Below are 25,438 nucleotides of genomic sequence, written 5' to 3' on the forward strand. Positions count from 1 at the left end.
AGTCTAAAAAGCTCTTATAACTGGTCTAAGCTAACATTACCCCAGAAATGGGAGGCTCTTTGGAGCAAAACATTCATTATGCGTACAGAGTTGGGAATTTTGAATCGGTAATTGTCCCGTTGAAAGTACATTACAAAAGTACACCGAATTTACCAACTCCAAGGCGGTAATGAAAAAATATTCAAGGCGGTTAAAACCGCTCGTGCCGTGGCTGGTGAGCCATGTCGATAGCGTAGCGTGGCGTTAGCCATACCATCCCTCTCAGGGCTAAAGCCGCTGAGTTTCCCACTTACCGGATATTCTTATGAAATTTCCATTAGCTGCCCCCGTATTAATTGCAACTTTAGCTCTATCTAGTGGTTTAGGATTAACGTCCACAGTCCAAGCCAAGCCTCCTGTAGATAATTCAGTCAATAATGTACCCGTTGATAATGCAGGGGTTAGTGATTCAGCGGTCACTGGTACTAAATTTAGTTGCGTTGCGGAAAATAATGGTAACGTGGCTACAATTGGTCAACGTCCCGGTGGACAGCCAATTCCTTTAATTATTTGGACTAAAAAGGGTGCTGATGCTTTTGGTGGCAAATATAGTCCAGAAAAACGTTGCGGTATCGTCACACCAAAATTGAATAAAGCTGTAGCTGACAGTGGTGGTAGTTTGAAAGATGTCGTTTTAATGACTGGCAAGGTTAGTGGTAGTACCGTAATTTGTGTAGTCTCGATGACAGATAGTGGTTGTAATAAAAACAATGTTCTGCTGACGCTGAAACCGGAAAATGCTGAAAAAGCAGAAGAAATTCTGTCCCAAATCGTGAAAATTAGCCGTGAAGGTTCGAGCGCGACTGCAATTTTAGAAACAACTGATAATCGTGTTCAAGTAAATTTAGGAGATTGGGAAAAAGCAACTATGGGTAATGCAAATCGTAAATCTGCAACTCCAAAATTTTAGTTGATTATTTTGTCAGGGTTTAGCGAAAAATACTGAACCCTGATTCCTACTTATTTTTTTGTCATTTTTTAGCAATTTTCGGAAAATTATTGCATGATAAATCATATTTTTTTCTTATATAAAAAATCTTTTTTATTATTACTCCTGACTATATTTATGAGTAAGTTTGTTGTGGAATCGAATGCTCAAGCTGTAACTTTATCTGAGCAAGATTTGAGAAATTCAGTCCAGACAATCAATGTCAATGCCTCAGAAATTGCCAAACAAGTAACTGTCAGAATTATCACTAAGTTTGGTTCTGGATCAGGAGTAATTATTAAGCGTCATGGGCAAACTTATCTAGCACTAACAAACCATCATGTAGTGGCAGATAACCCTGAACATGGCTATCAAGTCATGACGGTTGATGGTAAGCTGTATTCAGCACGGGATAGGACTCAAGTTAAAATTGCGACCTTGGACTTGGCATTGGTAGAATTTACTAGCCAACAAAACTATCAAGTAGTAGAATTGCAGAAATTACCAAAAATACTAGAGGGAGAAAAAGTATATGCAGCAGGGTTTCCGGCCTGGAATTTTATCCGAGAAGGAAACAAAATTACCAGATTTGAAGAAACTCGTAATTGGGGAATTAGAGCTTTTCATTTAACAACGGGAAAGATCGAAATGCAACTTGCGAAAACACTTCCTGGAGGTTACCAAGTTGGTTATACTAATGATGTTAGGCAAGGGATGAGCGGTGGACCACTTTTAAATCAAAAAGGAGAATTAATAGCAATTAATGGCTTATTAAAGTATCCCTTCCAGGGTATTAAGGCTTTTACTGATGGTTCTGTACCTAATCAACAAATTTATGCAAAAATAGACTCTTTAAGTTGGGCTATTCCTATTACTAAAGTCATTGATTTTATGGAGACACAAAATCTAGTTGAGCAAAATTTACATAATTACTGAAAAAAAATCAAAAATATTGAATATGCTTTTAATAACTAATCAATTAACTAGGGTATTTTTGGGGATATCGGCAATAACAGCAATGGCTATAACTATTCCAGTATTAGCTAACAGTGTACCTCAAGGAATCGCCGAAAATGTCAGAGAATCTATAGTCCAAATCAATAGCAAAGATAATGGTTCTCCTGGAGGTTCAGGAGTGATTATTGACGAAGAAAATAATATTTACACTGTATTAACTGCCAATCATGTTGTTTGTAGTGCCATAAAACGACCAGGGAAGATTAATTGCTCTCAAGATATCAATTACTCAATTCGTACCTACACAGGGAAAGAGTATGTTATGAAAAATCGTCAAGTTTTACAGACAGATCAAAATGGAGTTGATTTAGCAATTATTACATTTCAAGCTCCAGACTCAGAATATTATCGTCCTGTTGTTATTGAAGATAAGCCATTGGAAATTGGTACAGACATTTTTGTTGCTGGTTTTCCAGCCGTATTTGGCAAAAAAGGTGCAGATAGAGACTTTGCTTTTACAGGAGGGAGAATTGTTTTTAATCAGAATCTCCGAAATGGTTATAGTTTGGTTTATGATGCCAATACTTTGACTGGTAATAGTGGAGGAGGTGTATTTGATATTAATGGCAATCTTGTAGCCATTCACGGACTTGCAGATGCTACTAAATCGGGATTTAATGCCGGCATTCCTATTAAAACTTATTTGCAGTTAACCAAAGGGAAAGTTATCTCAAGTGACACGGAGACAATCCCCCAATCTGAGTCAGCAAAAATCTCCTCCAATGACCGAAATTTGCAGATTATTCAAAATTTCGGATACAATCCTACAGCTTGTGAACCTGGTAGACAAGTAGTATCAATTATGTTTGGCAATAAAGAATACTGTGTTGAGCCTAGACCTCCTTTAACTGGTCTAAAATACCGATATAATTCGACTACTAATCAATTAGAGCTTTTCGATGCACCAAAATCTAATAACCCTAATAACCCTAATATAGGTTTATAAGGAAAATGCCGCCAAGGTGGAGATTTTAAATTTTATTGAAAATGACACAAAAAATGTTAATGTAAATAGCTTTAAAATACCCTGTCATTTATCAATATGTCAGTCTCTATCACTATCTCTCAACTGCTTGAAGAACTTCAAGCTGAATCGGTGAATGTATCTGCGTCTACCTTAACTCAGTTGGGGATGGGGATACAAACAGATACTCGCATTTTGCAACCGGGTGAAGTCTTTTTGGCTTTGCGAGGAGAAAAGTTTGATGGACATGATTTTGTCGCGACAGCGATCGCTAAAGGGGCTATAGTTGCCATAGTTGATCATGCTTACGAAAATCCCGGTTTTCCAGTTTTGCGGGTTAAAGATACTTTAAAGGCATATCAACAAATTGCTAAATGGTGGCGTGAAAGCTTTACTATTCCTGTAATTGGCATCACAGGTTCAGTAGGGAAAACCACAACTAAAGAATTAATTTCCGCAGTTTTAGCCACAAAAGGAAAAGTTCATAAAACCTACGGGAATTTTAATAATGAAATAGGAGTCTCCAAAACCCTGTTAGAAATGGGTCGAGAAAATGACTTTGCTGTGATTGAAATGGCAATGCGAGGCAGGGGACAAATTGCCGAACTGACAGAAATTGCTAAACCGACAATTGGGGTAATCACCAATGTGGGAACTGCACATATTGAGTTACTTGGTTCAGAAGAAGCCATTGCTGAAGCTAAGTGTGAATTATTAGCAACAATGCCAAATGATGGTATCGCCATTCTTAATCATGATAACCCCTTATTAATGACAACAGCAGCGAAATTTTGGCAAGGGAAAGTTATCAGTTATGGCTTTTCTGGTGGTGATATCCAAGGAAAATTAATTGATAGTGAAACTGTAGAAGTTGCTGGCATCCGTTTACCTTTACCTTTACCTGGTCGTCATAATGCTACCAATTTTTTAGCAGCTTTAGCAGTAGCTAAGGTATTAGAAATTGATTGGCAATTATTACAATCTGGGGTCATGGTAAATATGCCCACAGGTAGAAGTCAACGCTTCACTTTAGCTAATGATGTGGTGATTTTAGATGAAACCTATAATGCCGCCCCAGAAGCCATGTTAGCGGCTTTGCAGTTGTTAGCAGACACACCCGGAAAGCGAAAAATTGCGGTTTTAGGGGCAATGAAGGAATTAGGAGAAAGATCCCCAGAACTTCATCAAAAAGTCGGGGAAATGGTCAAAAGTTTGCATCTTGATGGATTATTAGTATTAGTTGATGGTAAAGATGCGGAAATTATGGCTAATAGTGCCAATAATATATCTTGTGAATGTTTCACTAATCATGCCGATTTGGTAACAAGATTAAAAACATTTATGCAAACAGGCGATCGCTTATTATTCAAAGCAGCCCATTCTGTGGGATTAGATCGAGTTGTCAACCAATTACGGGCAGAATTCACCAATTAAAAAGAGTTGAAAATTGTATTTTCAATATGTTGTCTATTTGCTATAGTTTAGACAAAACAAACTTAATTAAGTCGGTATTTTCTCAGAAATATCATCCACAAGAAAATTACATCTTTTGTAGAGATGTTCCATGAAACATCTCTACCATATAGCAAAAAACAATCTAAAATGTCGTTTAACGAATGAAAATAAACCATTAATTGTTATCAATAGCTAGACAAAAATATTTCAATAAAGTCTTATCCATTGAGATCAAAGCCTTGAATTTATGGATTATTTTTGGAAGAATCAAAAGTAAGGTTAGTCAATATCAAGTCTAATCTCATTTGTTTGATATCAAGACAATATATAATAAGGAGGAATTATCATGACTAATATCCAAATATCCACACTACTTCCTGTCGGTTATGATTTATTTAATGATCCCGCTAGTTTTCTCAATGAACTAGCTAATGAGGAAGTACAAAATGTTATTGGTGGAGGTTATCATAGTTGTTGGTCTCATAAAAACAATTACTCTCACAACAATTCCAAGAGTGGTTATAACGGAAAATATTGGGGTCATTAAAATTAGAAAATAGCTGTTAAATAACTAACAGCTATTACTAATAGTCAGAATAGTAATTTTTATTTTTTACTACTATTCTGACAGGTTATAAAAAAGTCAAATATCAGGTTTATAGCAATCGTGAAATTCTGACTTCTGTTGTAATTACTTACCAAAAGAAAACAATTGTGGAGAATTTTTTCGCCACATAATTACCAAAAGATTAGTTAATAAACAGGTAATTGCTAGGGATAACAAAATATAAGTTGGTGGCATAACTACACCAATCATGAACCAAGTGTAAACGTGCAGAAGCATGATACTAGCAAACAGACAAGCAAATCCAACAGATATCCACACCTGAAGCATGGGACGATTTAGGAAGGTGAGGACAATTGTGAATAAGGTTGTCAGGATATTAGCTGGAACAAGAAAGGCACAAATGCCTATACAGTTGTTGCGGGAAAATTCGATTAAGGTGTTGAAATCTAACATTAATTTTTGGGGATAATTGTAGGTTCTTATTATTAAGTTTTATTATCAATAATATCATTAATAAGATTATATTACCTTAAAAGTGAGTAATTACGCCATTTATGTAACAATTTTTAAAGAATTAGCCTTGGCAACTAAATTTATTAATGATAGAGACGCTGTCAGAAACGTCTCTACAATGTCTCCCAGATGAAAAACTCTCTCCGATTAACCCATCAAAATCACAGTATCAATAACGTGAATCACGCCATTATCAGCATCAATATCTGCTGCTAAAACTGTGGCATTTTTTACCTCAAAACCATCATCACAATTAATTTTAATAGGAGAACCTTCCACAGAAGTTACAGTACCAAGTTTTGCTAAATCAGCCTTTGTTAACTTACCAGGCACGACGTGATAGGTTAAAATCCTTGCTAACTGAGGAATATTTTGTAATAAAGTTGTAATCGTGCCTGGGGGTAACTTAGCAAAAGCGTCGTCAGTTGGTGCAAATACGGTGAATGGACCAGGACTTTTTAATGTTTCCACTAACCCAGCAGCTTGGACAGCCGCCACTAAAGTTTTAAACGCATCATTACTAACTGCAATATCAACAATATCAGGCATTGACTTTACCTCTCATCTACCAAAGGTTCTAAAAAATAGTAAATCATGTTTAAGTTTTATTAATGACAATTCTGATAAAATATATTCTGATGATTTTCTGAATATTTTTTTATACATAAAATGGATAAACGCACTTATGCAATATTGGGGACTGGTGCATTAGGTGGATTTTATGGTGCAAAACTGCAAAAATCCGGTTTAGAAGTTCATTATCTACTCAAAAGTGATTATCAACAGGTAAGCGAACAAGGTTTAATTATTGAGTCTAAAGACGGTGACTTTACCCTTTCTCAAGTTAATGCCTATAACAATGTAGACAAGATGCCACAGTGTGATGTGGTTATAGTATCACTAAAAACTACCCAAAATCAACTTTTACCAGATTTATTACCGCCAATAGTTAAAGATGACGGGGTAGTATTGGTATTACAAAATGGATTGGGTATAGAAGCAGAAGTTGCGGAAATTGTGAATAATGTCCACGTTATTGGGGGTTTATGTTTTCTCTGTTCTAATAAAGTTGCACCAGGACATATTCATCATTTAGATTATGGACAAATTACATTAGGTGAATATACATCTAATTATCAATCAATTGGCATTACTAAAAAAATGCGAGAAATTGCCGCAGATTTTGAAAATACCGGTATATCAATAGAACTATTAGAAGATTTACTATTAGGACGTTGGAAAAAGTTAGTTTGGAATATTCCCTATAATGGCTTATCTGTGATTCTTGATGGGAGAACCGATGAATTAATGACAGATATATATACTCGTCAGTTAGTAGAAAGTTTGATGTGGGAAGTAGTCGCAGGGGCAAAAATTACGGGCAGAATTATTCCTGAAAGTTTCATAGAAACAATGTTAGATTACACCGTGAAAATGAAACCTTACCGCACCAGCATGAAAATTGATTTTGATGAAAAACGTCCTTTGGAAATAGAAGCAATTTTTGGTAATCCATTAAGAAAAGCAGAATTAGCAGGTGTAAATTTGCAGCAAATTCGTTGTTTATATCAACAATTGAAGTTTTTGGATATAAGAAATAGAAGTTAAATCTAAATCCTGACTCATCCTATCCAAAAAATGGACAAATCAACTATCTTTATAGGTGTTATTTAAAGGGACAAAGGCAAGAAAAAACCTTTACCCCTATGAGAATTTTGGGCAAATCAGGCAAGGCAAATAATATTTATTCGACAACATTCTCCTTCACTAATCTTTGGTCAGATGCTACTGCCAGAAGTTCTTCCACAATATCCCAAGCTGCTGCACATTCACGAGAAGAATCGCCCTTAGTTGCACAAATTGTTCTCGCTTCTTCCCGTGCAACTTCTATTTCGTCCTCAATAAAGATACGTTTTGGATTTTCAAACAAATCACTTTTTCTGAGGATATCGGTAATTGAGATGATTCCTAACAGCTTACCTTTAATTACGGGAGCGCGACGAATACGAGTATTGGCAAACAAGCGAGCTACATACTCCACACCAAGCTCAGGATTGACGACAATACAAGGCTTAGTCATAATTTCATAAACTCGCACTTGTTTGGAGTCTTTACCGTGAGCAGCAACTTTATAGACAATATCAGTTTCACTGACCATGCCATAGGGGTCATTTTCTGTACGAGGTTCCACAATTAAAGATCGCAAACCTTTATATTTCATCAAATCCACAGCTTCCGCTACGGTTGCTGAACCACGAATTGTAATCACTTCTGTGGTCATTATGTCTTCAGCTTTCATCATCGGTTTATAAATTCCTGTTAATAGTTGGATTGAAACTTGTGGGTAACTTGTGAATTGTATTGAGTTTGCAAAAAGCCAGTTTCAGCTTTCTCTAGATTGCTGATTATTCTTATGTAAATGAGTATGCTTGACTGAGCAAAAAACCATGAATTCTTGGATTTAATCTTCGTAAATTCTGGCTTCTAAGGCATTGGGAAATTCTTGACAATACATTTCAAAATAGCTTTTTGGGTTTTCCACAAAGTCACTTTTTCTGAGGATATCGGTAATTGAGATGATTCCTAATAGCTTACCTTTAATTACAGGGGCGCGACGGATGCCTGTATTGGCAAATAAGCGGGCTACATACTCCACACCAAGTTCAGGATTGACGACAATACAAGGCTTGGTCATAATTTCATAAACTCGCACTTGTTTGGAGTCTTTACCATAAGCACCAACTTTATAAACAATATCAGTTTCAGTGATCATGCCATAGGGGTCATTTTCTGTGCGAGGTTCGACAATTAAAGATCGCAAATGGCGTTCTTTCATCAGTGCTACGGCTTCGGCTACGGTTGCTGAACCACGGATTGTGACAACTTCTGTGGTCATTATGTCTTCAGCTTTGATCATGGTTAAAATCCTGAAAGTAATGGGTATGAGTCTGTGGGACTTTGATTGGGTAAATGTCTAAATATGGAGCAGATGGAAATAGATTCACTCATTTCTAATATTTGCTGCTCAGACACTTTTGGAGAAAGATTAGATGTAGTTAATGGTTGAAAATTACTTGGTATTCCGGGTGCGTAAGCTTCAATGACACTTCCATCCAGAGAGCGCATTACCATCAGGTAGTCACAAACTGGACACTCTGTGCGGATAATTTGATTCATCAAAGAATGCTTGTGAGCTAGTTTTCCATCAGTTAAAAACTGACGTTTTGCTTCACTACCGCAATTAGGACATGGAAATATATACGCTCTCTGCATGGAGAAACCCCCTCAAGAAGGTGAAAGTATTTTGTTTAAAGCTGTGGTGAATTTCTCATAGGGAACTACCCCAACAACTATTTCTGATAATTCGCCATGATTGAAAAACATAACTGCGGGAATACTGCGAATACCGTACTTTTTAGCAATGCTTTGATTTTCGCCATCACCAACATCTAATTTGACTACTTTTGCCTGATCTTTGTATTCTTGGGCTAGTTGATCCATTAAAGGAGCAACCATCCTACAAGGTCCGCACCAAGTTGCGGTGCAGTCCATGACAAACAACTCTTTCGCCTCTAAGAGCGATTCAAAGTCTGATTTTTGGATATATTGAACAAGAGTTTCATTCGGACTTTCAGAAGTAGCCATAGGTTTCTCCAGTAAAAATTAAAATTGGTGATTATGTGGTTGGGAAATGGGAAATTGTCAAGGATAAGATGGAATGTCCATGAGTTAAGTTGTTTGTTGAGGTAAAGCCAATCTCAGAAGTGCTATAACCCTGATGCCATAGAAATTTCAATCTTTTGATTTTTCTTTTATTTCGCATAAAATACTCAGGACTTTTACTTTATTTTTGTGTCATGCAGATAAAATCTGTTTTCCTGCTTTGATTAATCTTTTTCTAGCATTTAAAGTTTTTTTGTTTCCTATTAAACGAGACTTAGAAAAAGAATCTTGTAAAAACTGAGTTACTATTTCGACTGGGCGATCGCCATTAATCACAGTTAAACAACCTTGTTGGCGATAATGCTGAATTAAGGGAGTAGAATGCTCCTGATAGACTTCTATTCGCCTATAAATAACCTCATGATTATCGTCTGAGCGACCTCGTTGCAGTAACCTTTGTACCAAAACATCAATTGGGACATAAAAGCTAAAAACTTGGTCGTAAGGCCGTTCTGATAATGCAGTGTTGCCTTTAGCCCGGATTTCTAATAGTAATTGATCAAGAAGTTTCACCTGGGATAAATTACTAGGAAATCCATCCAGAATCCAACCCCGTTGGGCAGAGGAATGACTGAAGTGTTGGCGGATGATATCAAGAATGAAATCATCTGGAACTAAATCACCTCTTTCTATATACGGCTTGACTTTTAAGCCGAAAGAAGTCTCTTTAGCGATCGCCTGACGGCATATATCATCAATGGAAATATGGGGAATTTGCCATTGGCTTGACAGTGCTGCCCCCTGGGTACTCTTGCCAGCACCCGGTACTCCTAAGAAAATCAATCGCATTCAAACACCCCCTATTTCCAACTGAAAATGAGATGAAATCAACAACCAATACAATCCCCAAATATAAGATTCCTCTAGGAATAGCCAATATTTGAGATATCATATCTACAGAGGTGATTGAATTCTCAAAACTATGGCAACTGAAAAATCAAAAGACTCTTACCTGTGGGAAAAGCTAGACCAAGCCAGGAAAGCGAAAGCTGCCAGTGGCGGCTATGCCGGCTATGGTTCACCTGCTTTTGGTCAACAGTCAGTTAATGGTGAACTAGTAGAGAATCCATCTGAACAACAGATCATTGAATTAATTCGCCGTCACCACAAGTCAGGAAAATCACTTCCACAAATTGCCGCGTGGCTTAACCAGCAAGGATATACAACCAAGCGAGGCAGTCAGTGGCAACCTGTATCAGTTAAAAGGGTTTTAGACAGGCTGTATGGTAAAATACAAAGAATTTCCGGCATGGACGAAGACTGATGCCCACATTGGCTCTGATTTAGAACCACAAAGTAAAAATGTCTTCTTTGCCCTATTTGGATAGACAACTTTAAATTTTATCCCCCATTTACCTTTTAATCGTTAAACCCTTTATATGTAAACTGTTTCCTCGATTTATCCTTTACATCCCTCATATCATAACTGAAATTTGTAGAAATAATATGTATATGACAAAAAACTTTACAAAACTTTATAAATTAACTTTATCAGCTATTGTCAACCATGCAAATTGATGACCCACTCATTGGCGTTCCCTGCTTAGAAGAGGCGATAGATAGGCATCCACTGGTTGTTGCGCCCCATACTTCCCTAATTAATGTTGTGAATTTAATGAATCAGACGCGAGGTAATAGTTGTTTATTACCTGATTTTGATTCAGCAATTGGCTTTAGTTCCATGGGAGGTACGCGTTCAAGTTGTATTTTAGTCATGGAAGAAACAGAAATACTGGGTATTTTCACAGAGCGAGATATTGTCAAACTTACAGCGGCGGGTAGAGATTTTGCTGATGTGAAAATAGCTGATGTCATGGTGCATCCAGTCATAACCTTAGCGGAAACTGCATTTCGGGATATCTTTGCCGCACTGTTTTTGTTTCGACGATATCGCATTCGCCACTTGGTGATAGTCAATGCAGAGGAACAACTCGTGGGGATTGTCTCCCCAGAAAGTATTAGACAAATTTTGCGCCCCACCAACTTGCTGAAAATGCGGCGGGTGTCAGAAGTAATGACAACTCAGGTAATTCATGCACCACCTACAGCCTCCGTACTCAGCTTGGCGCAGATGATGGCGGAAAATCAAGTTAGTTGCGTGGTGATAGTCAAAACAGATTCCTGGAACGATGTCTTATCAGCCTTTAAACCAGTAGGAATTGTGACAGAAAGAGACATCGTACAATTTCAAGCATTGGGATTAAATTTGGCTCAAATTGAGGCAAAAACAGTGATGAGTACACCCTTATTTTTGCTAAGTCCAGAAGATTCCCTCTGGTCTGCCCATCAAGAAATGCAGCAGCGACGAGTGCAGCGATTAGTTGTATCCTGGGATTGGGGAGCAAAGTTAGCTATCGTCACTCAAACCAGCTTGTTGCGAATATTTGATCCACTGGAGATGTATGGAGTCATAGAAACATTACAAATAACTGTAGCTCAATTAGAAACCGAAAAAGCTAAATCTTTCCATAACCAAAGTAACTCCACCGAACTACCACTACAGCCAGACTTAAAGCAGATACAGAAACAACATATAGTTGCTGACGAAAACTTAGATAACTTGATTGCTACTGTGCAAAGCCGGATAGAACATTTGATCAAAAACCCTGATTTATCCACAGAATTACAGCAAATGTATTTAGGTTTAGCGACAACGGAGATGCAAAAAATCCGCCATTGTCTTCATAGCTGAAAAATATATAGGACTAATAATCACTACCAGAACCAAACTTCCATTTATCTATTAACCGATGCCAATAATATCGGTTTTCTGGTGATAGATTATTAACTAATGGTTCTAATCTTGGACTTAGAGAGAACAAACTAGTATACACAATTAAATTCACATAATGTAACATCCAATCCAACAAACTCAATAAACCAACTTGGGGAATGATCTTCGCAACTAATAAAGGATGAGATAAACCAGTTTTTAACAAAGTTTTTGTTAACGCCCAAAACTGAACAATATCTTGTAAAAAAGGTTTTAAAATAGGTGTTCCTAACTGCTGCATTTGGGCAAATACAGCGGAGAGTAATTGGTTAATTTGATTGGAATTAATTTTCTGATTTACACCTACACTCATGGCTTTTTGGAATAACCAAGTTACACTTAAACTCGGTTGATAGGGTTGCAATATTGCCAAAGATTGGGCAGATAATTGATCAGTTTTTAATGCTTCTGCAATTCCTAAAGTTAGCCTTTGTAAATGACGTACCATAGCCCCAAAACCACCAAAACTTAAAGGTGATTGATTACCGCTACTATCTCCCACTGGGAGAATCCGATTCCAAGGGGTTTGCAGAGGACTTTGACGATAACTAGGAAAGAAACCAAACAAAGCCCGTTGAAAATTTAATTCCCTAATTTCCACACCTTGATATTCTGGTAACAAGCGTAAATATTCAGCAAATAAAGTTTCTAAACTTAATCTTTCTGGTGCTGAATCTAAATAAGTGAATAGATAGGTTGTTCTTCCGTCTTTTGCGGGAAATGCTTCCCAAAAATATTGACATTGATTTTCCAAAGCTGTGAAAGATAACAACAAGTCTCCTGAGTTATTTTCTGGATATCCTTTAGCACAAGTTCCCACAACTAAACAAAGCGCATCTGGTTTTTTTCCTTGACGCGCTTGTTGGCTAATTGGAGAAAGATTTCCCATAGCATCTAGTAACAATTTTGCAGTAAATTGATTATTGACTATGACTCCATTTGGGTGAACTACTGCATCATTAAATGGTGTATTTTCAAATAACTTTCCTCCAAGCTTAAGAAAGCGGGTTTTTAAGGTTTCGAGGAGATAAATAGGATTGACACCAATGTTAAGAACATCTTCTACCCAAACTTCTGTACCTCCTTGAAAGCTAACTCTTGCGGGGTTATATTCAGTGACGATAGCTTGTGCTAATTCGTCTGCTGTCAACAATTCCAATTCCCGAAATACTTCTAACTCTTTGCGAGAAATATTCCATTCCTGTTCTCTTCCGCGCAAAATTCCCCTTTCTAGTAAGGCTACGCCCACACCACGTACAGCTAAAGCGCAACCAATCAAAATTCCTAAAGTTCCACCGCAGATAATGACATCAAATTCTACAGATTCTAAATTTTTGGGATTTTCTGTAACTACGTTGGGTATGGGTGCGTTACCTGTTCGCAACAATGCTAATATGCTGTCAGTCCGGCGCAAGCCGCCTAAAACATCGCCTGGGAGTTGGGAAAGAATTTCTTCGGTTAGGGACATAAAATTTAATTCCATCTGTGTATTTGATGATATACTAAATTTATAACTATGTAGTAGTTAGTTGATACAATAGCTAACAAATATGAAATCTATATTTTCACCAATATCAAAACAAGTAGAATTACCTCTAAAATTAGTAACTCATCAAAAACAATTCACTTTTATTGATCTTTTTGCTGGTATTGGTGGATTTAGAATTGCTTTAGATAAATTAGGTGGTCAATGTTTAGGCTATTCTGAAATAGACAAACAAGCAATTAAAGTTTATCAGCAAAATTTTATTAGTTACTTTAATAAACATGAAATTGAATTAGGAGATATCACAAAAATTAGTCAACTTCCACATAGTGTTGACATCATTGTCGGTGGTGTTCCCTGTCAACCTTGGTCTGTTGCCGGTTGTTTAAGAGGATTTGAAGACAAGCGAGGAAAATTATGGTTTGATGTAATTCGACTAGTGAATAAAAATCAACCGAAAGGATTCATTTTTGAAAATGTTAGTGGATTAGCAAGTCCTAAAAATCGGGATAATTTGGAACTGATTCTTAACGAATTAGCAAATACAGGATATTGCGTGAAATGGAAAGTTCTTAATGCTTACGATTTTGGTTTACCTCAAAATAGAGATAGAGTTTTTATTGTTGGGATTAGAAGGGATATAGAAAGATGTCAGGAGTATAAATTTCCTAAACCTTTGAATATTCACCCAAAAGTTCTAGATATTTTGGATGAATTAAAAAATATTAATTTTGTTGAAAAAGTTAAACTAGATGCAAATACTTTATTTAAAGGTGTAATTCCACCATCAAGAACGAGATTTCAAAAAGATGATGAGTTAAATGATTTTTTCATTTTTTCTGATTTAAGGAATGGACATACAACAATTCACTCTTGGGATATTATCAATACGAGTGATAGAGAAAAAATGATTTGCTTAACACTTCTTAAATATAGAAGAAGTAAAAAATATGGAGATAAAGATGGTAATCCTTTATCTTTTGACAATTTTCGAGAAATAATAATTGATATAGGGATAAATGAATTAAATATTTTAGTTAAAAAAGGAATATTCCGGTTAACATCTGATCATAAATATGAATTTGTAAATTCTAAAAATATGACAGGTATTAATAATATTTATAGAATTATTTTACCTACTGCTGAAATTTTCCCAACTTTAACTGCTACTGGTTCTAAAGACTATATTGCAACTGTGTCTATTCATGCTAATCATCCACAGGAATATAAAAATCTTTTCTTAGAAAAAATCTATCAACCGCAGAAATATATACCCATTACTGCAAAACACGCTTGTAAATTACAAGGATTTCCTCTGAATTTTGAATACCATAAAAAAGATGAGGTTGCTAAAAAACAGTTTGGTAATGCTGTTCCTGTACCTGTTGTTGAATATGTAGCTAAAGAATTACTGAGAGTTCTTGATATCTAACTTTTTCATTATCCTATCAGCTTCAGATATATTTTGGCAAATGAAACTGATTTCAGAATTTATGGCAATCTAGATATATAAGAGGTTGTTTGAAAAGTATCAGATGAAACCCATAATCTCCAAAAACCTAACCCCCTGCCCCCCTTCCCTACCAGGGAATGGGGTTTTCAAAGCCTCTCCCCGCGTCGGGGAGAGGTTTGGAGAGGGGTCAATTTATACATTCAAAACTTTTCAAACATCCTCTAAGTCTCTCAATAACTTAATTTGTAGGAAACACTTATGAACCGTTCTCAGATAGTTGCGATTATTACAGGTGCAATTTCTATACTTCTGGCTATTGCATACCTAATCGTTGTCCAAATTATTGATTATCGGGATATGAAGCCAGCGCCCGTTAGTCAACTCAGCCCAGTCGTAATCATTGCGTCAAGTAATTTACCCAATTTGCAACTTGACATAATTGCTAAAGTGTGAATTTGATCGGGGTGGAAAATACCGCCCCTATACTATAGATACTATAGACAAATACAATCCATAGACTAAATGTAATAGTTGCTATTTAATAATTCAATCTATTGAAATATAAGAATTCTTTACAGAAAATATCGTGAATTTGTCTAATTAGGTAATTCTTTTTTGGCACAGATAAAGGTAAGCTATTTCTAACAATATTAAATAAAGATAAATTTTCATTGTCTGTCATCACTAAGTTGATAGGGATCAACGCTACTTGGTGTGTTTTCTTTAATTTTTGCTGCAAACTATAGAGGTAATTTAATGGATCAGTATTTAGTAGACACTGTTTGGCTAATTCCGGTTTATGCTTTGATAGGTGGGCTTTTAGCTATACCTTGGTCGCCGGGAATCATTCGCAAAACTGGTCCTCGACCGGCGGGATATGTCAACGTGGTGATGACCTTTATCTCCTTTTTCCATGCCGTCTTTGCTTTCTTTGCTATTTGGAATCATCCAGCTAAAGAAGTATTTATTCCTTGGCTATCAACAGCAGGTTTAAATCTGACAATTAATTTAGAAATTTCTGCTGTCAGCATCGGGGCAGTAATTATTATTACTGGCTTGAACTTGCTGGCGCAGATATACGCTATTGGTTACATGGAAATGGACTGGGGTTGGGGACGCTTCTTTTCTTTATTAGGATTATTTGAAGCTGGTCTTTGTGCTTTGGTTTTGTGTAACGATTTATTTTCCACTTATGTAATTCTGGAAGTCCTCACATTGGGAACTTACCTATTAGTAGGTTTGTGGTTTAGTCAACCCTTGGTAGTGACTGGGGCGCGTGATGCTTTTTTGACTAAACGGGTGGGAGACTTGTTTTTATTAATGGGTGTCTTGGGACTTTGGACACTCTCAGGAACTTGGAATTATACAGAGTTAACTGCATGGGCGGCCACGGCGAATGTTGACCCCACAATTATCACTTTAGTCTGTTTCGGATTAATTGCTGGGCCAATGGGTAAATGCGCCCAGTTTCCTTTGCACCTATGGTTAGATGAGGCCATGGAGGGACCTGTTCCCAGTACAATTTTGCGGAGTTCGGTGGTAGTGGCCAGTGGGGCATGGGTATTAATTAAATTGCAACCTGTGTTTAGTTTATCACCTGTGGCATCTTCGGCGATAGTGGCGATTGGGGCGGTGACAGCTATTGGTGGGGCGTTAATTGCGATCGCTCAAATTGACATTAAACGCTGTTTATCCTATTCTGTCAGTGTTTACATGGGCTTGATATTTATTGCTGTAGGCACACAGCAGGATGAAACCGCATTATTATTAGTTCTCACCCATGCCGTATCCGCTGCATTATTAGTTATGAGTACCGGGGGCATTGTTTGGAATAGTGTCACCCAAGATGTTACCCAATTAGGTGGATTGTGGTCACGTCGTCCCATGTCTGGTTTAGCCTTTATTGTCGGGACGTTGGGTTTAATTGGTTTTCCCCCTTTAGGTAGTTTTTGGGCATTATTTAAACTAGCTGATGGTTTATGGGAAACACATCCGACTTTAGTAGGAATAGTAATTTTTGTTAATGCCTTAACTACATTTAGTTTAACTAGAGAATTTGCTTTAATCTTTGGTGGTAAACCCAAACAAATGAGTGAACGTTCTCCCGAAGCTTTATGGTTAATGGTGTTACCAATGATGGTTTTATCTGGCTTTGTTTTACACCTGCCTTTAGTGTTGCAAAGTTTATCATTACTTCCAGACTGGGCAACATTAAATAAAGATGTTGCCCTCCTATTAATTTGGTCTAGTATCTTCGGTTGTAGTATTAGTAGCATCATCTATTTAGGCAACATTCCCAAACCAATTCGTTTACCCTGGCAAGGTTTACAAAATTTATTTGCTTACGATTTTTACACCCCTCAAATTTACAAAGTTACCATTATTTTCGGCGTTGCCCAACTTTCTAAATTTGCCGATATGCTGGACAGATTTGTAATAGATGGTATTGTCAACTCTGTGGGTTTATTCTCTCTATTGGGTGGTGAAGGCTTGAAATATAGTAACAATGGACAAACTCAATTTTATGCCTTAACAGTTCTGTTAGGAGTCGGTTTTTTAGGTGCTTGGGTGACATGGCCTTTTTGGGGAATTCAGTTCATGAATTTAATTTTCTAAATATCTATGATTTAGATTGCTGATAATAATCTAAAATAATAGTGGCAATTTTTGTCATATCAAGGTTAATCCAATGACTAACAACAAACTTAAAATAGTTGGTGGTTATTACGACTTAGATATTGGCAAAGTTAGTTTAGTTAGTTAATTCATCATAAATCAATTGGTAATAGCTAATCTATTGCCAATTACCAATTACCAATTACCAATTAATAAATATGTTGAGTGTTTTAATTTGGCTACCAATTATAGCCGCTATAATCATCGGTTTTTATCCAGCAAAAAATGTTCCTGCGAGTCAGATTCGGTTAGTATCTTTAATTGTCACAGGTTTAGTTTTGCTGTGGAATATTTTCATTTTGTTAAAATTTGATATCAGCAATCCAGGGATGCAATTTACAGAATATCTACCTTGGAATGAAACATTAGGTTTAAATTATCAGTTAGGAGTTGATGGATTATCAATATTAATGTTAGTATTAAATAGCTTCCTCACTTGGATTGCTATTTACAGCAGTAGTAAAGATACAGAACGTCCTCGGTTATTTTATTCCCTGATTTTGTTTGTTAGTGGTGGCGTTGCTGGTGCTTTCTTATCAGAAAATTTGCTTTTGTTCTTCCTATTTTATGAATTGGAATTAATTCCCTTTTATTTACTAATCTCCATTTGGGGAGGAGAAAAACGAGCCTATGCGGGCATGAAATTCCTGATTTATACAGCCATTTCTGGGGCTTTAATTTTGGCCACATTTTTAGGCATGGTATGGTTAACTGGTTCTCGTAGTTTTGCCTTTGATGCTGTGGCGACTCAAAACATTTCTGCGGGAATGCAATTAGTATTATTAGCAGGAATAGTTTTAGGTTTTGGCATTAAGATTCCTTTAATTCCTTTCCATACTTGGCTACCTGATGCTTACGTTGAAGCTTCCACACCTATTGCTATTTTGCTAGGGGGAATATTAGCAAAACTGGGAACTTATGGACTATTGCGATTTGGCTTGGGAATGTTTCCCCAAACTTGGCAGATTATCGCCCCAACTTTAGCAATTTGGGGGGCAATTAGCGCGATTTATGGGGCAGTTGTAGCGATCGCCCAAACAGACATCAAACGCATGGTAGCATATAGTTCTATCGGCCACATGGGCTATATTTTACTAGCAGCAGCAGCCGCCACACCCTTAGCATTAGTTGGCGCAGTCGCCCAAATGTTTAGTCATGGAATTATTCTCGCTATTCTCTTCCATTTAGTCGGAGTTATTGAAACCAAAGTTGGGACAAGAGAATTAGATAAACTTAGTGGTTTAATGAGTCCTATTCGCGGTTTACCATTAATTAGTGCCTTGCTGGTTTTAAGTGGCATGGCTAGTGCTGGTATTCCCGGTTTAACAGGTTTCATTGCGGAATTTATTTCCTTTCAAGGCAGTTTTTCCAGCTTTCCCATTCCCACAATTTTATGTGTAGTAGCATCTGGTTTAACCGCAGTTTATTTTCTTATTCTTCTCAACCGTACCTGTTTTGGCAAACTGCAAAATAACCTAGCCTACTATCCCAGAGTATTATGGAATGAAAAAGTTCCCGCGCTAATTTTGGCATTCTTAATTATCTTTTTGGGAGTACAACCCACTTGGTTAGTGCGTTGGAGTGAAACCACAACTACCGCTATGGTAGCGGCAGTTCCCACCACCGCAAAAACCGTAATTGCCTTGAAGTAGTTATCTCGTTCCCAGTCTCCGACTGGGAATGCTATCACAGAGGCTCTGCCTCTAATTCTAATATTATTGAAGGCAGAGCCTTCTAGAATTCATTCCCACACAGAGTATGGGAACGAGAAATTCCCACACAGAGTATGGGAACGAGAAGAAAACTGTTCCGCAATCAAAAAAATTTTATTAACCAAAACAAAAATATTATGGTACAAACTACAGCTAAACCAAATACAAAAATCCCACCTTCAAAACACGAATTTGCAGAAATTATTCATCGCTTAGAAGCTGGCGGTTCAATGTTGCCAGATACTCCAGAAAACCTCATGCAAATTATCGGTATTTATAAAGCTTATGCTGTACCAATGGATTTCTATTGGCGAGACTTACTTTATATTGCCGAAAGAGTATTTTTAGATCCTTTGCCAGCTTTTAAATATTTCTTACCCCAAGAATATTTAGACTTACATAATCACTATGCCGGGGATGATGCTGATTTAAGAATTTGGCGAGGTATAGCCACTGCACACCCAGAACTTTTGGCATTTATGGAAAAAGGTGAAACTACCAAAATGCCGAAAATTTTCCATCATTTATTCCACGACAGAATCAACATGGAATTTGCGGAAGCTTGTATGCAGGCTATGTTATGGCATCGCAAAATGTATGCACCTGTTAATCAATTTGATGCCTATTTAGATTCCGAAGAATATAAAGCTAATGCTGATAAAGCCATTAAAGCTTATTTTCGGAAAAACCCCCTCATGTCGGGACTTTATAAACTGTTTCCTGATATGTTTTTGGAACAGTGCCGGATGATGTCCTATTATTCTAATTTAGGACTTTTTTGGGAAGTCATGGCACCAGTATTTTTTGAAATGTCAGATATTTATGATGAAGGTGGTTTTAAAGGTGTACCTGATGCCATGAATTTTCTCATAAATGGTATATTTGCTATTGCAGGTCGTCCCATTTATCATCATGTTTATATTGATGGTGAATGTTATGAAATCATCCCCAAATCTAAAGGTTTTACCTGGTTATATGAAGCCGCATTACCCTATGTAGAAGCTGTTTTTTATCGCACAGCACCATTTAGAGGGACAAAGTCTTATAATGCCCAAGCGGGACAAGTTCCAGAAGATCAAAAAGACTTCCATTATGGGATTCTTTACGCTGATGTTTTTCCTGTGGGTACAGCCGGAATTCCGCCAACATTATTAATGCAAGATATGTTGCACTTTTTGCCTCAATATCTTGTTGATTATTACCAAGAATATTGTCGAGGGGAAGAGGATATTTTGATTCAATTGGGGATTACTTTTCAACGTTCGATGTATAATGTCACATCGGCGGTAATTCAAGCTTTAAGAACTGCCCTTTTGTATCCTTTAGATGATGAAAACCCTCAGCATTTACAAGCAAATCGGGAATTTTTTGAAATGCAGCTAAATCGCTTTACTCGCACTGATTATGGTATGCGTGATGCAGCGAGATTACGGGATATTCAAAGACAGGATTATAGATAGATTATTCTCTTTACAAAAAAGGGAACAGGGAACAGAAAAATCAATTGTGTAATTAATTCTGTCCCATTACTTATCTCCTATCCTTGTCAGTGATTTTTACAACCACCTTTACCATGATGGTGGTCGTGATCTTTTCCATGAGAGCAGCCCTGGAGGTCTTGCTGCATGAGGTGTTCACTCATTGGTTTTAAAGACTCATCTGCGGCTTTCAAGCCTATCCATGCGTCAATTTTCTCAACATCAAAGCCTACTTCTCTTTTATCCCCTACTTGGATCAAGGGACGACGGATTAATAAGGGATTTTTCAGCATCATGACCAAGGCATTTTCAGCGGTGATGTTTTCGGGATTCACCTCTCCTGATTTTACACTAGGCGCAGCTTTATTGAACCATTCTATGACGGGGCGATCGCCAAAAAATGACCGCAATTTTTCCACTGTCCAAGGTTCTGTTAATAGGTTATATGCTACTACTTCATGACCTGCTGCTGTTAGCAAAACTTTTTGCTTTGTACCACCTTTACAGCCTGGTTTTTCATAGAAAATTACTCTGGCCATTGCTGTTTCTCCTATAAGGTTATAGTTGGATGTTTGGATAGGAAATAATTAACCGCAGATGAACGCAGATAAACGCAGAGGGAAGATGATTATTTTGATTGATAGCTAACACTTAGATCCCCGACTTCTAAGATTAATTATTCATTTATTGACAATATCTAAAAAGAAGTCGGGGATCTTATTTTCTATAATATTTATCAGCATAATCTGTTATTTCTTTTTTTGCCACCACCTTTAAAATTTTTTAGCAATGTGATTAGTTACGTCAAATTCAAATCTCTGTTTTGGGTTTGTTTCTCCATAAATATTAAATGTTACTGTTGGTTCTTTACCAATGGCTTGAACTTGATGTATTGTCTCAGGTGTAAAACTGATAAGATCACCGGAGGATAAATTTACTTCGCCTGTTTTTTCAATTTTATCAGGAAATTCTGGGTTTGAACTCCGTCGCCAAAATGTGTTTTTTTCCTGACCTTTTAAAATTGCGACTACTCCCCATGTTCCATGATTATGAATATTAGAAGTTGTTCCTGGTGCAAATGTTACTGTTTGTACAGTTAGGGGAAATCCTAATTCATCATATAATAGTAGAACCGAGATTCCCGTTTTTAGATCAGGTTGTAAAGATTGACTTTGTACCCAATAGGAATTAATAATTAATCGTCTTACCAACATTCTAATTTCTGGTAGTCGTGTTGATTCATCTTCAACATTTTTGAGGATATCTTCGACTTCAGTTAAAAAGCGATACAGACGATAATTATCACGCAATAAATCCCATGATCTTGCTGATTTACAAACTTGATATTGTCCATTTTCAGCAACAAATAAATCCTGACCTTGCATAAATTTTAAAATATTGACTGTGCAGAATTAGGTAAAAAAATGATAGGAGGAGAGGTTTGAGGCATTTTAGTTATAGGAGTTATTGGAGATGTAGGCATTCCCGGTAGAATCACAGTATTCTGGTTAGAAGATGAGGATATTAGCTGGGAATTTGAGTTGAAAGATAACCAATTATTCATGATTCGTAATTTGTTGATTGCTTGTGGTTGTCATTTGTATGGAGTTTTCCCTATCTTCATGTTTAATCGTCTGCTTCTGGTGGACGAGTTAAAATATCTAGAAGAATACCAGCACCAAAATCATTTTTGTCATCAATACCTTTTATTCTGATACTGATTTCCTTTGCTTTTTCTATGTTTCCTAGTTTAGCTAATACCAAACCAGAAGCAGCATAAGCAGTTAAGTACAATCTGATTTGAGATTCTTCGTGACGTTTAACTAGGATAGGTTTAAGTTCTTGCCAATTATCAGGTAGACTTTCCGCTTTTTTTATTTTAGCCGTTATTTTCTCTGCTGTTGTCAGTGCTAAGACATAATTATTTTTGTAGTAAAAATATCTATAAGCTGCAACTAAAACATCTGTGTTATCTCCTGTTTTAGCTAACGCTTGCTGCATATATTTTGTAGATTCTTCTGTATTTTCCCAAGTCTGTGCAGCTAATATTAATAATTCTTTGACATCATCTGCTACATCAAACCATGAAAAGCTATTTGTATCAATTTGCATAATAGGTAATTAATCCCATTTGTTCTGGAATATTGGGGATTTCCCATATTTACTATTTAACAGTTAAAATTATATTTAGTTAGATAAATTTAATTATTTTATCACTTTGGTAAAATGAGAGAGAATAACGTAACGATTCATTTTTGTACCTGTCGCTGTTGCTGAAACAGAAAAGACTTTTTTGAACTTAAAAAACATAATGCTAATGAAAACCTAAAATCTTGGTATTTTCGCTTAGTTAAGGCTTGTTGTAAGTATACCAACTTCAAAGGATTGATTAAGCCATAATTAACAAATTTTTACCTAAAAAACCGCAAACTCCGTATATTTCCGAATCTCAGGAGACTTAAACCCTAAAATGATATGTGATTTTGGTATTCCCCCAGCAACCAAATCATTAGCAACCCCCTCCTCAGTACCATCATGTTGAATCCAAACCTTACCATCAATTAAATCAAGATGTAATAAAGTTCCATATATCCGATAACCATTTTTCCAACCAGTTTCTACTAATAAATAACGATCATTTTTCTCATCTAACACCAATTCAACTTTAACCTGTTCATCATCACCAAGAAAATCAGCATATTCTTCAAGAATTTTTTTAATGATTTGACGATATTGGTTAGTTAAGGAATCCATTTGACAATTACCTCCTGTTCAGCATCAAAACTAAATAAACGAATTACACCATCTTCAATTAAAGTTTGACCAGCTTCTTCTTCAAAAACTGTTTTACAAGTGCTTTCACTCACAGCCAGAAATAACTTATATTCAGGATAATAACGTGCTAATAAATGATCATATAACACAAATTGACCAACAGCGTCTTCCAGGTCTTTCATATCCGAAGGACGAGTAAAACTTTTCACCTCAACAGCTATTTTTTCTGTTTCTCGTTCTGCTGCTAATAATCTTTCAGCACCTAAATCAACAAATAGATTTTTACCTCTTGCTAAACGAATTCGTAAAGGGTCACGGATAATTTTCCAACCATCTTTGATAAGTGCATTTTTTACAGTATTGTGATAGATGTCTTTAGCTGGCATAGTATTTATTTTATCAACATAATTTAACAAAGTAATCTCAACTCTATCAAGTAATACAATTATATCATAATTCATGCTGAGGCAAGCTTTTCTATAACCAGTATCAAACAATTGTTATTGCTTTAACAGAAACTTTATGAAAAATGCAGGAAATTGATAGAATTATTCCAGGTTTTCCAATAATCTAAGTAGATGAGTTTCACGCAAGGAAACCCAACATTTTCCAAACTTTGTTGGGTTGCGCTATCGCTTAAACCAACCTACGATTTTATTAACTAAACCGTATTGGAGTAAATAGCGTAAATATTAATTCCCTATCTACATTGCAAACCCAAAATATCCCCCATTTACCCCTCTCCCCTCATGGTGCAAAAATAATATTAGGAAACAATATTACACCAGAACAAATAGCAATACCTATTGCACCTACTCCCACAACAATGTTTGGTCCCCGTGCAGCTTGTTTATTATCACCAACGGGACCATTATGGGTAGCAGATACAGGACATCATCGTTTATTAGGGTGGCGAAATTTACCCACAAAAGATCATCAACCTGCTGACTGGATAATAGGACAACCTGACTTTTTTCATGAAGGACAAAACGCTAAAAGGACACCAGGAAAATCTACATTTAGTGTCCCTACAGGTATTTGCAAATGTGGTCATGGTTTAGCCGTTGCAGACGCTTGGAATCATCGCATTCTCATCTGGTATAATATCCCTACAGATAGTCATATTCCCGCAGATTTAGTATTAGGACAATCTAACTTTATTGATAATTTACATAACCGAGGAAATCAACAACCTGCGGCAAATACTTTACATTGGCCTTATGGTATTTTCTATCATCAAGGTAAGTTATTTGTAGCTGATACTGGCAATCGTCGGTTATTAATTTGGAATCAATTACCCACAGAAAATGGACAACCTGCGGATATAGTTTTGGGACAACCAGATATGATATCACGCAATGAAAATGGTGGTGGTTCTCCCACTGCTGCTAGTATGCGTTGGTGTCATGATATCACCCTTTGGGAAGATAATTTAGTTGTTACAGATGCAGGTAATAATCGGGTCATGATTTGGGAAGGAATTCCCACAGCAAATAATGCCCCTTGTGCAGTGGTTTTAGGACAAAAGAACTTCAATTTTGTGGAATTGAATCAAGGTGTTTATTTCCCTAGTGCCAGTAGTTTAAGTATGCCTTATGGGGTAGATATTGCAGGGGATTGGTTAATAGTTGCTGATACAGCTAATTCCCGTTTGCTAGGATGGAAAAAACGAGCATCTATTTTATTATTGCAGGGTGCGAATGCTGATGGTGTGATGGGACAAGATAACTTTACAAATAAAAGTGAAAATCGAAATTTTGGACTACCAACAAGAGGAAGTTTAAATTGGTGTTATGGAATTAAGGTTTGTGGTGAGAATGCGGTAGTTGCTGATTCTGGAAATAATCGCGTTTTGATTTGGAAGTTTTAATTATTTCG

Annotated in this window: 27 protein-coding genes; 14 read left to right on the forward strand and 13 right to left on the reverse strand. The window is 36.6% G+C overall.

The genetic code is table 11. From position 1 onward, the window contains the following. Window positions 1-304 precede the first annotated feature (304 nt). From HGD76_RS09870 to HGD76_RS09890, 5 genes are all read left to right on the forward strand, one after another. Window positions 305-949 carry a COP23 domain-containing protein gene (locus HGD76_RS09870; protein ID WP_168695663.1) on the forward strand — a complete coding sequence of 215 codons (645 nt, stop codon included), beginning with the start codon at window positions 305-307 and terminating at the stop codon, window positions 947-949. Window positions 950-1,105: 156 nt separating this feature from the next. Next, window positions 1,106-1,903: a S1 family peptidase gene (locus HGD76_RS09875; protein ID WP_233467162.1), complete on the forward strand. Its 798-nt coding sequence runs from the start codon at window positions 1,106-1,108 to the stop codon at window positions 1,901-1,903. A gap of 22 nt (window positions 1,904-1,925) precedes the next feature. Next, a complete protein-coding gene (locus HGD76_RS09880) occupies window positions 1,926-2,930 on the forward strand; it encodes a S1 family peptidase (RefSeq protein ID WP_168695665.1) in 1,005 nt (334 codons plus the stop codon). Between the two features lie 96 nt (window positions 2,931-3,026). After that, window positions 3,027-4,382 carry a UDP-N-acetylmuramoyl-tripeptide--D-alanyl-D-alanine ligase gene (locus HGD76_RS09885; RefSeq protein WP_168695666.1) on the forward strand — a complete coding sequence of 452 codons (1,356 nt, stop codon included), beginning with the start codon at window positions 3,027-3,029 and terminating at the stop codon, window positions 4,380-4,382. A 367-nt stretch (window positions 4,383-4,749) separates the two neighbouring features. Further along, window positions 4,750-4,950, forward strand: coding sequence for a hypothetical protein (locus HGD76_RS09890; protein WP_168695667.1), 201 nt, complete (start codon window positions 4,750-4,752; stop codon window positions 4,948-4,950). A 144-nt stretch (window positions 4,951-5,094) separates the two neighbouring features. Here the strand turns inward: HGD76_RS09890 and HGD76_RS09895 are convergent, their stop codons facing one another. Then, window positions 5,095-5,424, reverse strand: coding sequence for a hypothetical protein (locus HGD76_RS09895; protein ID WP_015079428.1), 330 nt, complete (start codon window positions 5,422-5,424; stop codon window positions 5,095-5,097). Window positions 5,425-5,631: 207 nt separating this feature from the next. Continuing rightward, complete coding sequence (locus tag HGD76_RS09900; protein ID WP_015079427.1) at window positions 5,632-6,033, reverse strand: CO2 hydration-associated protein CupS; 402 nt, start codon at window positions 6,031-6,033, stop codon at window positions 5,632-5,634. A 120-nt stretch (window positions 6,034-6,153) separates the two neighbouring features. Here HGD76_RS09900 and HGD76_RS09905 point away from each other — a divergent pair, with 120 nt between their 5' ends. Then, entirely contained in the window at window positions 6,154-7,092 is a 939-nt protein-coding gene (locus tag HGD76_RS09905; protein ID WP_168695668.1) for a putative 2-dehydropantoate 2-reductase, read from the forward strand. 136 nt (window positions 7,093-7,228) lie between these two features. On the opposite strand, the gene HGD76_RS09910 is transcribed toward HGD76_RS09905, so the two are convergent. The 5 genes from HGD76_RS09910 to HGD76_RS09930 all read right to left on the reverse strand — a co-directional run bounded on the left by HGD76_RS09910 (window position 7,229) and on the right by HGD76_RS09930 (window position 9,996). After that, window positions 7,229-7,786 carry a CBS domain-containing protein gene (locus HGD76_RS09910; RefSeq protein WP_148761982.1) on the reverse strand — a complete coding sequence of 186 codons (558 nt, stop codon included), beginning with the start codon at window positions 7,784-7,786 and terminating at the stop codon, window positions 7,229-7,231. Window positions 7,787-7,945: 159 nt separating this feature from the next. Then, window positions 7,946-8,401, reverse strand: coding sequence for a CBS domain-containing protein (locus HGD76_RS09915; RefSeq protein WP_015079424.1), 456 nt, complete (start codon window positions 8,399-8,401; stop codon window positions 7,946-7,948). 2 nt (window positions 8,402-8,403) lie between these two features. Further along, window positions 8,404-8,757, reverse strand: coding sequence for a hypothetical protein (locus HGD76_RS26100; RefSeq protein WP_015079423.1), 354 nt, complete (start codon window positions 8,755-8,757; stop codon window positions 8,404-8,406). Between the two features lie 12 nt (window positions 8,758-8,769). Continuing rightward, window positions 8,770-9,129, reverse strand: a complete 360-nt coding sequence (locus HGD76_RS09925) for a thioredoxin family protein (RefSeq protein ID WP_015079422.1) — start codon at window positions 9,127-9,129, stop codon at window positions 8,770-8,772. Between the two features lie 210 nt (window positions 9,130-9,339). Then, entirely contained in the window at window positions 9,340-9,996 is a 657-nt protein-coding gene (locus HGD76_RS09930; protein ID WP_168695669.1) for a nucleoside monophosphate kinase, read from the reverse strand. Between the two features lie 133 nt (window positions 9,997-10,129). On the opposite strand from HGD76_RS09930, the gene HGD76_RS09935 reads away from it, so the two are divergent. Both HGD76_RS09935 and HGD76_RS09940 read left to right on the forward strand, forming a co-directional pair. After that, window positions 10,130-10,471 carry a recombinase family protein gene (locus tag HGD76_RS09935; protein ID WP_015079420.1) on the forward strand — a complete coding sequence of 114 codons (342 nt, stop codon included), beginning with the start codon at window positions 10,130-10,132 and terminating at the stop codon, window positions 10,469-10,471. A 243-nt stretch (window positions 10,472-10,714) separates the two neighbouring features. After that, complete coding sequence (locus HGD76_RS09940; RefSeq protein WP_168695670.1) at window positions 10,715-11,899, forward strand: CBS domain-containing protein; 1,185 nt, start codon at window positions 10,715-10,717, stop codon at window positions 11,897-11,899. Window positions 11,900-11,912: 13 nt separating this feature from the next. On the opposite strand, the gene HGD76_RS09945 is transcribed toward HGD76_RS09940, so the two are convergent. Then, window positions 11,913-13,448 carry an FAD-dependent oxidoreductase gene (locus HGD76_RS09945; RefSeq protein WP_168695671.1) on the reverse strand — a complete coding sequence of 512 codons (1,536 nt, stop codon included), beginning with the start codon at window positions 13,446-13,448 and terminating at the stop codon, window positions 11,913-11,915. Between the two features lie 82 nt (window positions 13,449-13,530). Here HGD76_RS09945 and HGD76_RS09950 point away from each other — a divergent pair, with 82 nt between their 5' ends. From HGD76_RS09950 to HGD76_RS09970, 5 genes are all read left to right on the forward strand, one after another. Beyond that, a complete protein-coding gene (locus HGD76_RS09950; protein WP_168695672.1) occupies window positions 13,531-14,898 on the forward strand; it encodes a DNA cytosine methyltransferase in 1,368 nt (455 codons plus the stop codon). A gap of 279 nt (window positions 14,899-15,177) precedes the next feature. Then, window positions 15,178-15,372 carry a hypothetical protein gene (locus HGD76_RS09955; protein ID WP_015079417.1) on the forward strand — a complete coding sequence of 65 codons (195 nt, stop codon included), beginning with the start codon at window positions 15,178-15,180 and terminating at the stop codon, window positions 15,370-15,372. A gap of 303 nt (window positions 15,373-15,675) precedes the next feature. Then, on the forward strand, window positions 15,676-17,535 hold the full coding sequence (locus HGD76_RS09960; RefSeq protein ID WP_168695673.1) for an NAD(P)H-quinone oxidoreductase subunit F: 1,860 nt from the start codon (window positions 15,676-15,678) through the stop codon (window positions 17,533-17,535). A gap of 218 nt (window positions 17,536-17,753) precedes the next feature. After that, window positions 17,754-19,247: an NADH-quinone oxidoreductase subunit M gene (locus HGD76_RS09965; RefSeq protein ID WP_168695674.1), complete on the forward strand. Its 1,494-nt coding sequence runs from the start codon at window positions 17,754-17,756 to the stop codon at window positions 19,245-19,247. A 197-nt stretch (window positions 19,248-19,444) separates the two neighbouring features. Next, complete coding sequence (locus tag HGD76_RS09970) at window positions 19,445-20,767, forward strand: CO2 hydration protein CupA (protein ID WP_168695675.1); 1,323 nt, start codon at window positions 19,445-19,447, stop codon at window positions 20,765-20,767. 86 nt (window positions 20,768-20,853) lie between these two features. On the opposite strand, the gene HGD76_RS09975 is transcribed toward HGD76_RS09970, so the two are convergent. The 5 genes from HGD76_RS09975 to HGD76_RS09995 form a co-directional block, all read right to left on the reverse strand. Beyond that, window positions 20,854-21,324: an ArsC/Spx/MgsR family protein gene (locus HGD76_RS09975; RefSeq protein ID WP_168695676.1), complete on the reverse strand. Its 471-nt coding sequence runs from the start codon at window positions 21,322-21,324 to the stop codon at window positions 20,854-20,856. A gap of 234 nt (window positions 21,325-21,558) precedes the next feature. After that, complete coding sequence (locus HGD76_RS09980; protein WP_168695677.1) at window positions 21,559-22,170, reverse strand: cysteine dioxygenase family protein; 612 nt, start codon at window positions 22,168-22,170, stop codon at window positions 21,559-21,561. 241 nt (window positions 22,171-22,411) lie between these two features. Continuing rightward, entirely contained in the window at window positions 22,412-22,897 is a 486-nt protein-coding gene (locus HGD76_RS09985; RefSeq protein WP_168695678.1) for a hypothetical protein, read from the reverse strand. A 303-nt stretch (window positions 22,898-23,200) separates the two neighbouring features. Then, the gene (locus HGD76_RS09990; protein WP_168695679.1) at window positions 23,201-23,539 is read right to left on the reverse strand and encodes a XisI protein; all 339 of its coding nucleotides are present in this window, start codon (window positions 23,537-23,539) and stop codon (window positions 23,201-23,203) included. After that, window positions 23,527-23,946, reverse strand: coding sequence for a XisH family protein (locus HGD76_RS09995; protein WP_168695680.1), 420 nt, complete (start codon window positions 23,944-23,946; stop codon window positions 23,527-23,529). The genes HGD76_RS09990 and HGD76_RS09995 overlap by 13 nt, the downstream gene beginning before the upstream one ends. Before the next feature lie 323 nt (window positions 23,947-24,269). Here HGD76_RS09995 and HGD76_RS10000 point away from each other — a divergent pair, with 323 nt between their 5' ends. Beyond that, window positions 24,270-25,430, forward strand: a complete 1,161-nt coding sequence (locus HGD76_RS10000) for an NHL repeat-containing protein (RefSeq protein ID WP_168695681.1) — start codon at window positions 24,270-24,272, stop codon at window positions 25,428-25,430. Window positions 25,431-25,438: the final 8 nt, after the last annotated feature.

The organism is Dolichospermum flos-aquae CCAP 1403/13F (assembly GCF_012516395.1).
GTDB classification, from domain to species: Bacteria; Cyanobacteriota; Cyanobacteriia; order Cyanobacteriales; family Nostocaceae; genus Dolichospermum; species Dolichospermum lemmermannii.